We start from the raw sequence: 13,531 nt of genomic DNA on the forward strand, positions 1-13,531 counted from the left end.
TAGATACATGAAAAAATATTTATTACTCTTAAGTTTTGTCTCCGGAGCATTCAGTCTTTCGGCGCAGAACAAACAGTTCAGCATGAATGATGCTGTACTGGGCTTACGCACCAATCTTGCGGTAGAAAACCTGAGCCAGCTGAGCTGGTTGCCGAATGAAGATGCCTATGTATTTACCAAAAACAACCAGGTATTCAAAACGGCAGTGCCTTCTATGAAGGAGACACCCTGGATTTCTTTAAGCAGCTTTAACCAGCTGGTATTCGGGAAAGATAGTCTGCGTGCCATTCCGGCCATACACTGGGATAATGAAGTGCCTTATTTTCAGCTGAAAAACGATCTGTATTTCTTAGGTAATGCCAGCAATAATTTACTGGTAGAAAGACCTTTCTCTATCGATCGTGCAGCAGAAAACCTGAAAGTGAGCGGCCGTATGGTGGCGTATACTGTTGGTAATAACCTGCAGCTGGTAGATGCACAGAAGAACAAACACGTGATCACCAACGATGCGGAGACCGCACATATTAAGAACGGTCAGAGTGTACACCGTAATGAATTTGGTATCGATGGTGGTATCTTCATTTCGCCTAAGCAGAATTTTGTTGCTTTCTATCGTATGGATGAAAGCATGGTGAATGACTACCCGGTAATCAACTGGGCCGTTACACCTGCAAAAAATGAAAACATTAAATACCCGATGTCCGGTGGTAAATCACATGAGGTGACTATCGGCGTATATAATATTGCTACCCGTAAAACAGTATTCCTGAAAACCGGCACACCTAAGGACCAGTACCTGACTGCAGTAACCTGGAGTCCTGACGAGCAGTATATATATGTAGCTGTGCTGAACCGTGCGCAGAATCATATGTGGCTGAACCAGTATGATGCCCGTACCGGTGATCTGGTAAAAACATTATTTGAAGAAAAGAATGATAAGTATGTAGAACCGCAGCATCCGCTGACTTTTATCCCGGGTAAGAACAATGAGTTCCTGTGGTGGAGTGAGCGTGATGGTTTTGCCCATTTATACCGTTACAATACCAGCGGTAAATTACTGAATGCTGTTACTGCAGGATCATGGGTGGTGAATGAGTTGATCGGCTTCACTAAGTCTAATGAAGTGATCATCTCTTCAACAAAAGAGTCTGCAAAAGAAAAACATGCTTATGCCGTAAACCTGAGCACTGGTGCCATGAAGCGTCTGGACCAGGGTAAGGGTGTGCATACGGTAGACCTGAGCCAATCGGGTAGTTACCTGATCGACCGTTACAGTAATGCCACTACGCCGCGCAATATCAATGTAGTGCAAAGCAATGGTAAGCTGGTGAAGAACATTCTTACCGCTAAAGACCCACTGGTAAGCTACGAGCGCCCTAAGGTACAGGAAGTAACCCTGATGGCTGATGACGGTACACCGCTGTTTGGTAAACTGATCTACCCGACAAACTTTGATCCGGCTAAAAAATATCCGACAATTGTATATTTATATAACGGCCCGCACGTACAACTGATCACGGATAACTATCCGGCCAGCGGTAACCTGTGGTACGAATATATGGCACAGCGCGGCTACGTGATCTTCACTATGGATGGTCGCGGCAGTGGTAATCGTGGTCAGAAATTTGAGCAGGCTACCTTCCGTCAGTTAGGAACTGTAGAGATGAATGATCAGCTGGTGGGTGTAAACTACCTGAAAGGTTTATCATTTGTAGATGCTTCCCGTATGGGCGTGCATGGCTGGAGCTTCGGTGGCTTTATGACTACTTCTCTGATGCTGCGTCATCCGGGTGTGTTTAAGGTAGCTGTAGCCGGTGGTCCGGTAATCGACTGGAGCATGTATGAGATCATGTACACAGAGCGTTATATGGACACTCCTCAGGAAAATCCTAAAGGCTATGCAGATAATAATCTGCTTACTAAAGTAGAGAACCTAAAAGGCAAGTTATTGATGATTCATGGTGCGCAGGATGATGTAGTGGTATGGCAGCACTCTATGAAGTTTATCAAGGCTTGTGTAGATAAAAATGTACAGCTGGACTATTTCGTATACCCGGGTCACCCGCATAATGTTGGCGGTAAAGACAGGGTACACCTGATGCAGAAGATCGCTGATTATTTTGATGATTATCTGAAGTAATACAGGTTTTAATAAAAAGACAAAAGGTACACAATAGCTGTGTACCTTTTGTCTTTTTAGAGCGTGCTGTTGTGATTAAGATGATGGGCAATGTTGTCAATCGTAGTATTTCGTTAATGTTTTATGGCATATTTTTTTAGTGGTTTCGTTTGGATTTGTTACTGATTGCCGCTAAAAATATGTATTTTCATCACGGATTTGTGAGTCTTTTTTCGCTGTAGAATAGTTGATGAATGTAAGAAGATGATATGTAGTTGTGTATGTTTTAATCTGAGATATAATATCAGATCCAATGTTTACAATAACATAATATGAATTATTTGTTAAGAGTCTTTAATATTGCCGTACAATTTTAAAAATACAAATCCTGATGCTTCCAAAAGGTAAAATACTGGTTGTAGACGATGAACAACCCATTGTAGAATTCATTTGTTACAATTTAGAAAAAGCGGGTTACGAAGTATCCTCTTCTACCAACGGTAATGATGCGGTACGTGTGGCCAGACATTTTAATCCCGACCTGATCCTGCTCGATGTAATGATGCCGGGAAAAGACGGTTTTCAGACCATTAAAGAACTCAGACAGATCCCAAGCCTCGACAGTACTATCGTGATCTTCCTTACCGCGATGAGCGATGAGAAATCCGAGATCATGGGCCTGGAACTGGGTGCAGACGATTACATTACCAAACCGATCAAGCCTGACTTGCTGGTAACCCGTCTGAACATTGCCCTGCGTCGTGTAAAGAAAGATCGTGATGAAGAATCGGTGATCAGTTTCGGTGACCTGGTGATCAATAAAACCAAGTTTTCGGTTACGTATAAAGAAGAAGAAATCATCCTGGCTAAAAAAGAATTCGAATTACTGAACCTGCTGGCTTCCAAACCGGGCCGTGTGTTCCTGCGCAATGAGATACTGCAGAAAGTATGGGGTACAGATGTGATCGTAGGTGATCGTACGATTGACGTACACGTACGTAAGATCCGTCAGAAGATGGGTATAGACCTCATCACCACCGTAAAAGGAGTAGGGTACAAATTTGAAATGTCAGAATAGACAAAACGTTTTTACTATAAAAAAAAGTCCTGTACAAATAATGTACAGGACTTTTTCATGTTTAGGGTATGATTATTTTTTAATGAATTTAGCAGAAGACCTGCTTCCATTTTCGAAAATCACTTCTACATAATAGACACCGGCAGGCAAATGCTGTACCTCGATGTTCAGGGTACGATCACCGTTTATCATCGGTTGTGGTGTCTGCAATACGGCTGCACCCAGAGTATTGATGACAGATACCGATTTCGGTTCCGGTTTATTATTGCCCAGTGCAATGTGCAGCATATCTGTAACCGGTACAGGGTATACCGAAATAGAAGGCTGTGCTTCATTAGCTGACAGCAGGTTTGTTTTTGCAGAAATAGGATTATTTGTTCCGTCACTATTACGGATATACCATTTCTGGTTGTTATTTCCGTTGAATGTCCATTGTATGATCCGGGCACCATTTGCATAAGAGGCACCTTCTACATCCAGGTACTTTCCGGAGCGTACATTCTGAATGTAATAGGAATCATCTCCATCTCCAGTAGGCAGGATGCGGAACCGCTGAAACGCGTCGTTGACTCCATTGGATGGGGCATTGGTTTTTAAAGATGCTCCGTCATTGAGTGAACCGTTTTCTATAGACAGGTTTTCTTCAGCCATCTGGTGGGTAAATTTATAGTAACCTTGTTCATCGGTCTGAATATAGAATCGGTTAGCACTCCTGGTTTGGTCATTCGGATAAGGTGTACATCCGATACAGCCAAATGTGTATTCAGTGTTTAGCGGAGCGGTGCTCTGCAGTACGGCACAATAGCAGCCCCCATTACCTATGGTAAAACCTGAATGTTTATTGACCAGGTATTTGGCACCACTCAGGATTCTTTTCAGCTCGCTCAGTTCCATCCCGTTAACAAATTCGATATCTGTATTGTAAGCATCCACAGCGTTTTTCATGGTATTTCCATTGGCAGCTACGGACCATAGAGAAGATATTTTTGAAATAACACCTATTGGGTTATAATTACCCGGCAATGGAGGGTTTTGATCCGTATTGTACGAACTAATAACGACTCCTACGGACCGATGATGTTGATCAAAAACAGAAGATCCTGACGATCCACCTTTTAACCCTTGGTAGCCATTAGGGGTACTATTAAACAGGATGTGCATGTTCAGATCATTTTGGTATATGAACGGAGGCTGGTTATAGGTGCCTATTTTTTTTGTAGTAATCCCGGGGAAACCAATATTAGTACCGGATGTAGGCGCAATCTCTCTTCGGTCCCAACCGGAAAGATAGACATTGGGTATGGCAGAAATGTCTGATACGACTTCTGCCAGGGCAATGTCTAAGTTTCCCTGCGGGGCTCCTGCCTGAGGAGATCTGGCCACAACTTTAAGTGTGACGGGAATAGTTGTGGAACCGTTTGTGTTAGTACTACTGCATGTAGTATTTTCAACTCCAAAAGTTAAATTGCGGGAGACAGCTTGCCCTATCAGCTCATTAGGCATACAATGTCTCGCGGTTAGCAGGTATATTTTTCCATTTCCCCCATTTAATAGAGTAGCAGAACAATTGCCTTCTAAGGCTCTGAAAATTACAACAGATCTTTTTTCTTTTTGCCAATTTGCCCCTTCGGAACAGTTAATGTTTACTTCTTGTGCAAATGTCGTCAGAGAGCAGATGCCAAGCGCCATAGCGCTGATCATTTTTTTCATCATTTTTTTGATTTTAGTGAATAATATTTGATTGCTGCCTTGTGATATGTCACTAGGATTTCATAAGGTTTAAACAAATGTATAGGCTTGGAGATGGAATTATTGTGCCGGTGTGACTAACTTAAGTAGTGTTTTTTTAGGTGATAATTTTATCTGTTTTAGTTATGTAGTTGATAATTTGCACACTGTAATGCCTAGACAATGGTAAGGCAGATATTAATATATTTTATTATTTTATTTACATAAAATCACAGTATTCACAAAAACAGGAAAAAGTATTGTTTTTGACTAAAACATGCCAAGAGCTTATTAGTGATTATTGGAGTGATGTACACAATTTTGCTGGTTAAAATTTGATATTTATTGATTTTTTTATATATTTGTATGCAAAGTGTTCAACATGAAAAGAATGATTCTCCCTTTCGCCCTCTTGTTTGCTACAACCCTTAGCGTACAAGTATCCGCCCAGCAGGCAGGCAAAAACAGCCAGACTTACAACATTCATTACGCACAAGATGTGCCTTATGTTGAAGATCAGGTATCTAACCAGAAAATGGAACAGCTGGATCAGTACTTTAAGCAGTATGTTGTTGCTGCTAAAAAGAACGAAACCGCTAAGCTGGCCGATCTGAAAGCCAAGATCAGTACCTGGAAAACCGACAACCAGAGCTGGATCGCTGGCTTGAAAGAATTCGAGACCAAAAAAATTACTCAATGGCTGGAACAAGCCGATAAGTCATTAAGACTGTACGATCAGAAATAATAATTCTGTTTGTATGCCATAATCAGGAAGGCCCCGGAACATTTCCGGGGCCTTCCTGATTATGGATCTTTATAGTTTCGTTATTGCTGTCCACATGTACTATGTCCAGCGAGAGCTCAGTATTTTCTACTTACTCATTAGTGTACACCCTTTTTACCCTTTGAGACACAGAGGTCATGATCTCGTAAGGAATAGTATCGGCCCAGCCGGCCAGGCGGGTAACCGGTAGTCCGGTGCCGAATACCGTAACGGTATCGCCAACCTGCACATTAGGGATGCCTGTAATATCCAGCATGCACATATCCATGCAGATAGAGCCCAGTGTAGGGGCGAACTGTCCGTGAATGAGCATTCCCCCCTTGCCATTCCCGAAGTCCCGGAAATAGCCGTCTGCGTAGCCAATACGTACAGTTGCTACCGTACTGTCCTGGTTGACTTGTCCTCTGCGGCTGTACCCAACTGTTTCCCCGGCCTTTAAAGTGCGTATCTGTGCTACGGTAGTCTTAAGCGATCCGACAGGCTGTAAGAGGCTGCTGGTCGATGGATTGGGATCAATACCATACAAGCCGATCCCCAGGCGCACCATATCAAACTGCAAATCCGGGAATCGCGATATGGCTGAAGTATTGCATAAGTGTCGTATAGGTCGGTAAGGCAGTGCTTCCAGCAGGTAATCACTCATGCAGGTATATCGTTCTGCCTGTAGTTGTGTAAAGTCGTCAAAACGGGCCTCATCGCTGCCCGCCAGGTGACTGAATATGCTTTTAACCTCGACCTGCGGATGGTTCAGTAAGGTTTGTACCAGTTGGGGTAATTCGCTTTCATTAAAGCCCAGCCGGTGCATGCCCGTATCCAGCTTAATGTGTATCGGATAGGCTTCTGCATCTTTTTGTGCGGCAACCTTAATAAATTGTTCCAGTGATAGCTGGCTGAAGATTTCCGGCTCTATCTTCCAGGAGATCATCTGCTCATAAGAGGCTAGCTCGGGGCTCATGACCATAATGGGCATGGTAATGCCCGATTTACGCAGGGCAATGCCCTCGTCCAGGTAGGCCACCGTAAGGTAGTCTACGCCGGCATATTGCAGCAGGTTGGCAATCTCAAAGCTACCGGTTCCGTAGGAGAAGGCCTTGACCATCGTCATCAGTTTTACACCCGGTTGCAGCATATTCTGGTAGACCTTCAGGTTATGGTGCATGGCAGATAAATCCACTTCCATTACGGTCTGGTGTTTCTTCTCTTCCAGCATAGCTTCTATCTGCTCAAAAGCAAACTCACGCGCGCCTTTCAGCAGAATGGTCTCTTCATGAAACATAGCAGTATTACTTTTGTTCAGGAAGTCATCCGTATCGGTATAGAACTGTTGCTCCATGTCCGGGTAAGCGGCAAATGCTGCTTTATGTTCATTTAGTCGTGGTCCGATCCCGATCATGCGGTTAATGCCTTTTTGTTGTAACAGGGCCGCTACCTTTTCATAAAAGGTATGATAGTCTTTTTTTACCTGCAGGATATCGGATAGTATCAGCGTCTTGCGACCATGTTGCTGTTGCTGGTTAAGAAAGTCCAGGGCGATCTGCAAAGAGGTGTAGTCAGCGTTGTAAGAGTCATTGATCAGGGTACAGTTATTGATCCCCTCGACCAGTTGCAGGCGCATCGCTACCGGATGCAGCATTGGAATCAGCTGTGCTGCCCGTTCTGCGGCAATGCCCAGCTGCAGTAAAGTACACCAGCAATGAATAGCATCTTCTATATAAGCGCGGTCAGTATAGGGGATAGAGATCTGTAATTCCGTTCTCTGGTGTAAGGCTGTAATATGGGTTATATGGTCTTCTGTACGGGTATGGGTTATGCGGAGGGTTGCTTCTTTGTAATAAGACCAGGTAAATAGAGATAGAGGGTGGGTCTGGTGTCTTTGTGCTACCATTGCAGCCACCTCTGCATGTAGCTCATCATTGTCCGAACAATAGATCAGTACTTTGCTTTCGGCAAACAGCAATAACTTTTCGCGGATCTTTTCTGCCTTATTGCGGAAGTGTTCACTGTGCGCATCCCCAATATTGGTCAGCAGGCCAATCTCCGGACGTATCATCGCGGCCAAAGCAGCCATTTCTCCGGGTTCTGAGATGCCCGCCTCAAAGATGCCGATGGTATGCTCAGGCTGCATCATCCAGAGAGAAAGCGGTACCCCGATCTGCGAGTTATAACTCTTTGGACTGCGCACCGGTCCTGCATGCTGGTTATAAGGGGCACATTGAGATAATAATTCGTACAACCACTCTTTTACAATAGTCTTGCCATTGCTGCCTGTAATACCGATCAGCGGGTACTGGTATTGCATCCGGTTATAGTGTCCGATTGCCTGCAGTGCAACCAGTGTATCCGGTACTGTAATCCACACCGCATCCGGGAAGGAAGTAGTGTCTATCTGTGCATCCGATACCAGGAAGTGGCGTATGCCTTTTGCATAGGCATTGTCCATGTACTCATGTCCGTCTCTTTTATGCCCTTTTAATGCCACAAACAACGCATGTGCAGCATTAACAACCTTGCGGCTGTCAATGATCAGTTCCTGTATGTCTATATCCGTTTCGGAGTGTAGTGCAGGCAGGGACAGGGAGCGTATAATGGCGGAAAGTAACATGATGGTATTTTAAATGTAATGTATAATGTTCGGCTGTTCAAATATACGGAATGCCGCTATAGTAAACCAGCTTTTGGCCGGCCGGAATGCAAAGTTACGGTCTTGTTATTCCAAACAAAAAGTAAAAATTTTTTAATCCCTGTTAATATAAATTACTGCAATTTTACGATTATAAATAAGCAGATCATGCGCCAAAAAATCACACGTTTCCTGGGCCTGGCCGGAGTAGCGCTTATCGCTGCCTGCAGCCCGAAACAACAGTATCTGAATACCCAGCATCGGGCGGTAAATCTGACCATATCTGATACAATCCCTGCAGACACGGGCATGGTCAGGTTCCTGAGCCCTTACAAGCAAAAGATGGACAGTAATATGAACCAGGTGATTGGTTATTCAGATGTGAGCCTGACCAAGGCATTGCCCGAATGTAATATGGGCAATTTTGCAGCAGATGCACAGCTGGATGCAGCGCGAAAACTGCAGGATGGGGTAGAGGTTTCTGTAGTGAACTATGGTGGCTTACGCATTCCTTTTATCCCTAAAGGCGCGATTACCAAAGGCCGTATTTATGAGCTGATGCCCTTTGATAATATGGTAACTATACTGGAGGTGCCGGGCGATATATTGCTGCAGTTCTGCAACCATATGGCGAAGCGAAAAGGATGGCCGGTCAGCGGTATGACGTATGTAATCCGGAATGGGCAGGCAGAGCAGGTACTGGTACAGGGCAAATCTGTAAACCCGCACCTGGTCTATAAAGTAGCCGTTTCTGATTATATAGCCAATGGGGGCGATGATTGTGATTTTCTGAAATCCTGCAAGAAATATCCTTCATCCGTTTTCCTGAGAGATGCGCTTATGGATAAGGTGCGCTCGGGCGCCCTGAGAGGAAATACAATTTACCAGGACCTTCAAAACAGAGTACGCAATGCAGAATAGAAGAGATTTTATCAAGAAAGTGGCCATAGGCAGCGGCCTGCTGGCTACACAGAGCTTTCCTTTTGAGGCTTTGGCGGCGCAGGACATCAGCCTGACCATATTGCATACCAATGATACACATTCCCGCCTCGATCCTTTTCCGGAAGATGATCGCAATTATCCGGGGCAGGGTGGTATTGTAGCCCGCGCAACCGAGATCGCCCGCATTCGCAAAGAGCGGGAACATATACTACTGCTGGATGCCGGTGATATCTTTCAGGGCACGCCTTACTTTAATGAGTATAAAGGAGAGCCGGAGATAATGGCTATGAGTCGTATGGGCTATGATGCCAGCACCATGGGTAATCACGACTTTGATATAGGCCTGGAGGGTTTTGCAGCGCAATTGCCGCATGCAAACTTTCCCTTCCTGGTAGCCAATTATAATTTTAAGCATACCCTGCTGGAGGGCAAGGTAAAACCATATAAAGTATTTCGCCGGGGACCGTTGAAAATAGGGGTATTCGGATTGGGTATTCAGCTTCATGGCCTGGTAGCCAGGGAGAATTACGGAAAGGTGTGGTATAATGATCCTGTAGTGACTGCAAAAGAGGTAGTGCACCTGTTGAAAAATAAAGAAGGTTGTGATATGATCATATGCTTATCACACCTGGGTTACAGGTATGAAAGTGACAAAGTCAGCGACCATGTTTTAGCTGCAGAAACAACCGATATTGATCTCATTATCGGGGGGCATACGCATACCTTTTTGCCAGAGCCAGTAAGCCTGAAAAACAAGGTGGGCAAGGATGTGCTGGTCAACCAGGTAGGCTGGGCAGGACTCCGTTTAGGCAGGATAGATTTTGTTTTTAATCATAAGAATGAATTAAAAAACATGAAAGCCCACACTGTAATTCTGAGCAAATAAACAAGAGGAAAAAATTTTTTTTTTACACATTTTGTTTAGAATTTTGAATTCCTAAATGCAGAGAGATTCGACAACTCTTCCGTGAAGACCGGCCCTTGTAGTGAGGGGTAAGTAGCGAAACAATTTACTAGTTTTAGTAAGCCAATTAACTGTTCAGTATGCAACTTTTTTTAAAAGTAATAGTCATACTGACGTGGATTTGTCGCCTCTGTAAATTAGGAATAGCATTGAAGACATATTTTTCTGAATATCAGCAACCTCTATTATAACTAAATGAATCAACCTCAACCTACCGTTCAGCACGAGCACCTCGACCCTGCCATCGCTTGGGAGAGATGTTTGTCTATCATTGAAGATAATGTCAACAGAAGGGCTTATCAGACATGGTTCCTGCCGATCCGCGCGGTTGATTTAACCAATAATATCCTCACCATACAGGTGCCAAGCCAGTTCTTCTACGAATGGCTGGAAGAGCACTATGTTGAGTTGCTGGCCAAAACCATCAAAAGAGTCTTAGGCCGTTCCGGTCAGCTGGCGTACCGCATACAGATGGAGAACAACTCTCAGAAGCAACCGGCTACTATGCAACTGCCTGCAAGCAGTCATGCAAGACCGAGCAAAGAGAGCAATTATATAGACATGCCGCTGATGGTAGAGGATCCTTCCAAGATCAAGAATCCGTTTGCCATTCCGGGTATGAAGCGTATGCAGATTGATGCGCAGTTGAATGTAAACCTGGTCTTTGATAACTTTATCGAAGGGGAGTGTAACATTCTTTGCCGCAACTCCGGTCTGCGTGTCGCGCAAAAACCAGGCGAAACTTCATTCAATCCCCTGATGATCTTTGGTGGTACCGGTTGCGGTAAGACCCACCTGATGCAGGCTATTGGTAATGAAGTGCGCAAACAGCATCCGAACAAAACGGTGTTGTATGTAAGTGCCGAAAAATTTATCAATCAATATATCGAGCATTCCAAAAATCGTGAAGTAGGAGATTTTATTAATTTCTACCAACTGATCGACGTCTTGCTACTGGATGATATTCATATTTTCACCAATGCGCCTAAGGCACAGGATGCGCTGTTCGCGATCTTCAATCACCTGCACCAGAATGGTAAGCAGATTGTACTGACGAGCGATACGGCACCTAAAGACCTGGATGGCATGCAGGAGCGCCTGCTGAGTCGTTTCCGCTGGGGACTGACGGCAGAGATGATGCAACCCGATTTTGAAACGCGTAAGGCTATCCTTGAGGTGATCATGCGCAATGAGGGTACAGAGATCTCTGAAGAGGTAGCGCAGTATATTGCCTTCAATATTCAGAACAATATCCGTGACCTGAGAGGGGCCGTTATTTCCATCCTGGCACAGTCTACTTTACTGAAGAAAGATATAGACCTGGAGCTGGCAAAACGTGTGGTGAAAAACCTGATCAAAACGCCGGAAAAAGAAATTGGTATAGGAGATATCCAGAAGATGGTTTGTACCTATTTCAAGATCGATTATGATAAGCTGCAATCGAAGACCCGAACGGGTGATGTGGTGAACGCCAGACAGATTGCGATGTACCTGGCGAAGAAGTTTACCAAGTGTTCTTTAAAGACAATAGGAGACCATTTTGGTAAGCGCGACCACACTACAGTGATTCACTCTGTACAGAAAGTAGAAGACTTCCTGAAGACAGATGAAAAGTATCGCGAGTCATTCCTTGAAATCCAGCATAAAGTGCAGCTGGCGGCGATGTAGGAGAAAAAAAAGTTCAATAAAAATTTGTTTTTCTAAAAAGTAAAATATACCTTTGCACTCCTTTCGATAGCGAAAGAAACAAAGTTCTTAATGGTCTGGTGAGGTGGATGAGTGGCTGAAATCAGCAGTTTGCTAAACTGCCGTACGGGTCAAACTGTACCGGGGGTTCGAATCCCCCCCTCACCGCACTTTTGATTAAGATTGAAAGACCGGATAGGGAAGTAGCGCAGTCCGGTAGCGCACCTGGTTTGGGACCAGGGGGTCGCAGGTTCGAACCCTGTCTTCCCTACACAACAGGATAATTGATCATTTGCATCAGTTATCCTGTTTTTTTTGTCTTTATAAAATTCTGATATTGTACTTATTGCATCAAATATAGGGTTTACGTTTTCGGTTCGAACTACCCCTGAAATGCGATCATATATAATACCATTCGGAAATACAAGTTTTTGCAACCTCTCTTTTTGCTTAACATCTCCCAAATCCCATATGGTATTGAGTTTGACAGAAATTTCAATCGCTTTTTTATGGATTAGATTCGCTGCCCACACTCATACAATTATCTAAAAAATGCACTTTGTTAGGAATACTAACTTTCCATTGAAGTTGATAATACTGATCCATCAAGTTTTGTTTCACAAACAAGAATATATTGCGTTTTATCTGGATCAATAGTATAGTCAATGACCACTGTAGGTTCGTGCTCTGTATCCTCTATGTCAATACTAATACGAACGGGTCTTAATGCTTTTATCAATGCTGTTTTGAGATCGGTATCCGGATGGGAATATGCAAGTATTTCCTTTAATGTTTCATTGTTGAATTCCTGTAGATGATGATCGACATACATTTCAACACCTTCATCTGAACCATCTGCACTTGCATGCTCAATATAAAATTTAGGCTTTTTAAGGATATGCTCTATGTTGTTTAAAAAGATTTTAATTGCATCTAACTGCTCTAAATCTATAGTATCATCCAATAAGTTTAATTCCAGTTCAATCTGGTCATTACTTAATGTCATGTTGGCGTAATACTCGCTTTCCATGTTGTCAAAGTCTATTGTTCCGTAGTAGGGTAAGGTGTAGTTTTTCATTTTTGTTTATTTAATGATTAAAAATAGGTTATCTATTAAATGTCGCACCTTTTTTATTATTTATTTCTTGTTAATTACTAAGAGTGAGCATAATACTTGTTCTTTTTTATTTGTAGCTATCTGAATTACAGTGTATTTATATTTTCGAATATAGTAATTTGGTTCTTTATGGTCAGCAAATGTTCTGCTTTTAGTTGTTTGCAATTAGCTACTGCATTATGTTGCATGTTGCAATACTGCGTTACTGTTTGAAAAAATGAAATATATCTCTGTACCAATTGTGATATTTGATCACTGTGCATCATATATTGAATAGCTGTTTGGATATAGCTTAAAATTTACTTTTTCTAATGAAAAAAATAGAATGGTTTAAGGGGCAGTTAGCTGTTGCATTCCGCAATTATGAATTGAAATATAAATCCTTTAGTGAAGGAGATTTTGGTGCTTTGGATCAGGTGGAGTTTAATACAAAAAAAACGTGGAGGGATAATTGATTTCTGGAGTATGGGGTGGTTGGGCATTTTTTTTTACG

General features: G+C 43.2%; 10 protein-coding genes and 2 tRNA genes. 9 read left to right on the forward strand and 3 right to left on the reverse strand.

What is annotated here, in order from left to right; translation table 11 throughout:
- Positions 1-7: 7 nt before the first annotated feature.
- Together EMP01_RS07935 and EMP01_RS07940 are read left to right on the forward strand one after the other, a co-directional pair.
- Positions 8-2,140 (forward strand): S9 family peptidase, encoded by a 2,133-nt coding sequence (locus EMP01_RS07935; protein ID WP_129020974.1) that lies wholly within the window; start codon positions 8-10, stop codon positions 2,138-2,140.
- A gap of 370 nt (positions 2,141-2,510) precedes the next feature.
- The gene (locus EMP01_RS07940; RefSeq protein WP_129020975.1) at positions 2,511-3,197 is read left to right on the forward strand and encodes a response regulator transcription factor; all 687 of its coding nucleotides are present in this window, start codon (positions 2,511-2,513) and stop codon (positions 3,195-3,197) included.
- 72 nt (positions 3,198-3,269) lie between these two features.
- Here EMP01_RS07940 and EMP01_RS07945 read toward each other — a convergent pair whose 3' ends face one another.
- Positions 3,270-4,910 (reverse strand): RICIN domain-containing protein, encoded by a 1,641-nt coding sequence (locus tag EMP01_RS07945; protein WP_129020976.1) that lies wholly within the window; start codon positions 4,908-4,910, stop codon positions 3,270-3,272.
- A gap of 397 nt (positions 4,911-5,307) precedes the next feature.
- Here EMP01_RS07945 and EMP01_RS07950 point away from each other — a divergent pair, with 397 nt between their 5' ends.
- Positions 5,308-5,670, forward strand: coding sequence for a hypothetical protein (locus tag EMP01_RS07950; protein ID WP_129020977.1), 363 nt, complete (start codon positions 5,308-5,310; stop codon positions 5,668-5,670).
- Between the two features lie 130 nt (positions 5,671-5,800).
- On the opposite strand, the gene EMP01_RS07955 is transcribed toward EMP01_RS07950, so the two are convergent.
- Positions 5,801-8,311 (reverse strand): bifunctional UDP-N-acetylmuramoyl-tripeptide:D-alanyl-D-alanine ligase/alanine racemase, encoded by a 2,511-nt coding sequence (locus tag EMP01_RS07955; RefSeq protein ID WP_129020978.1) that lies wholly within the window; start codon positions 8,309-8,311, stop codon positions 5,801-5,803.
- 186 nt (positions 8,312-8,497) lie between these two features.
- Here EMP01_RS07955 and EMP01_RS07960 point away from each other — a divergent pair, with 186 nt between their 5' ends.
- The 5 genes from EMP01_RS07960 to EMP01_RS07980 all read left to right on the forward strand — a co-directional run bounded on the left by EMP01_RS07960 (position 8,498) and on the right by EMP01_RS07980 (position 12,192).
- On the forward strand, positions 8,498-9,250 hold the full coding sequence (locus tag EMP01_RS07960) for a 5'-nucleotidase C-terminal domain-containing protein (RefSeq protein WP_161971260.1): 753 nt from the start codon (positions 8,498-8,500) through the stop codon (positions 9,248-9,250).
- On the forward strand, positions 9,240-10,157 hold the full coding sequence (locus EMP01_RS07965) for a bifunctional metallophosphatase/5'-nucleotidase (protein WP_129020980.1): 918 nt from the start codon (positions 9,240-9,242) through the stop codon (positions 10,155-10,157). Before EMP01_RS07960 ends, EMP01_RS07965 begins: the two co-directional genes overlap by 11 nt.
- Before the next feature lie 273 nt (positions 10,158-10,430).
- Positions 10,431-11,903 carry a chromosomal replication initiator protein DnaA gene (gene dnaA / locus EMP01_RS07970; RefSeq protein WP_129020981.1) on the forward strand — a complete coding sequence of 491 codons (1,473 nt, stop codon included), beginning with the start codon at positions 10,431-10,433 and terminating at the stop codon, positions 11,901-11,903.
- 97 nt (positions 11,904-12,000) lie between these two features.
- A tRNA-Ser gene (locus EMP01_RS07975) sits at positions 12,001-12,089 on the forward strand.
- A 29-nt stretch (positions 12,090-12,118) separates the two neighbouring features.
- A tRNA-Pro gene (locus tag EMP01_RS07980) sits at positions 12,119-12,192 on the forward strand.
- Between the two features lie 300 nt (positions 12,193-12,492).
- Here EMP01_RS07980 and EMP01_RS07985 read toward each other — a convergent pair.
- Positions 12,493-12,999: a DUF2004 domain-containing protein gene (locus EMP01_RS07985; protein WP_129020982.1), complete on the reverse strand. Its 507-nt coding sequence runs from the start codon at positions 12,997-12,999 to the stop codon at positions 12,493-12,495.
- A gap of 350 nt (positions 13,000-13,349) precedes the next feature.
- Between EMP01_RS07985 and EMP01_RS15515 the strand changes: the two genes are divergently transcribed.
- Positions 13,350-13,493 (forward strand): hypothetical protein, encoded by a 144-nt coding sequence (locus EMP01_RS15515; RefSeq protein WP_161971262.1) that lies wholly within the window; start codon positions 13,350-13,352, stop codon positions 13,491-13,493.
- The last annotated feature ends 38 nt before the right edge of the window (positions 13,494-13,531 follow it).

This window comes from Edaphocola flava (genome assembly GCF_004118155.1).
Lineage (GTDB): Bacteria > Bacteroidota > Bacteroidia > Chitinophagales > Chitinophagaceae > Edaphocola > Edaphocola flava.

Coding starts and splice junctions, on each gene's coding strand:
- EMP01_RS07935 (WP_129020974.1), top strand. CDS start 8: ATGAAAAAATATTTATTACTCTTAAGTTTTGTCTCCGGAGCATTCAGT.
- EMP01_RS07940 (WP_129020975.1), top strand. CDS start 2,511: ATGCTTCCAAAAGGTAAAATACTGGTTGTAGACGATGAACAACCCATT.
- EMP01_RS07945 (WP_129020976.1), bottom strand. CDS start 4,910: ATGATGAAAAAAATGATCAGCGCTATGGCGCTTGGCATCTGCTCTCTG.
- EMP01_RS07950 (WP_129020977.1), top strand. CDS start 5,308: ATGAAAAGAATGATTCTCCCTTTCGCCCTCTTGTTTGCTACAACCCTT.
- EMP01_RS07955 (WP_129020978.1), bottom strand. CDS start 8,311: ATGTTACTTTCCGCCATTATACGCTCCCTGTCCCTGCCTGCACTACAC.
- EMP01_RS07960 (WP_161971260.1), top strand. CDS start 8,498: ATGCGCCAAAAAATCACACGTTTCCTGGGCCTGGCCGGAGTAGCGCTT.
- EMP01_RS07965 (WP_129020980.1), top strand. CDS start 9,240: ATGCAGAATAGAAGAGATTTTATCAAGAAAGTGGCCATAGGCAGCGGC.
- dnaA (WP_129020981.1), top strand. CDS start 10,431: ATGAATCAACCTCAACCTACCGTTCAGCACGAGCACCTCGACCCTGCC.
- EMP01_RS07985 (WP_129020982.1), bottom strand. CDS start 12,999: ATGAAAAACTACACCTTACCCTACTACGGAACAATAGACTTTGACAAC.
- EMP01_RS15515 (WP_161971262.1), top strand. CDS start 13,350: ATGAAAAAAATAGAATGGTTTAAGGGGCAGTTAGCTGTTGCATTCCGC.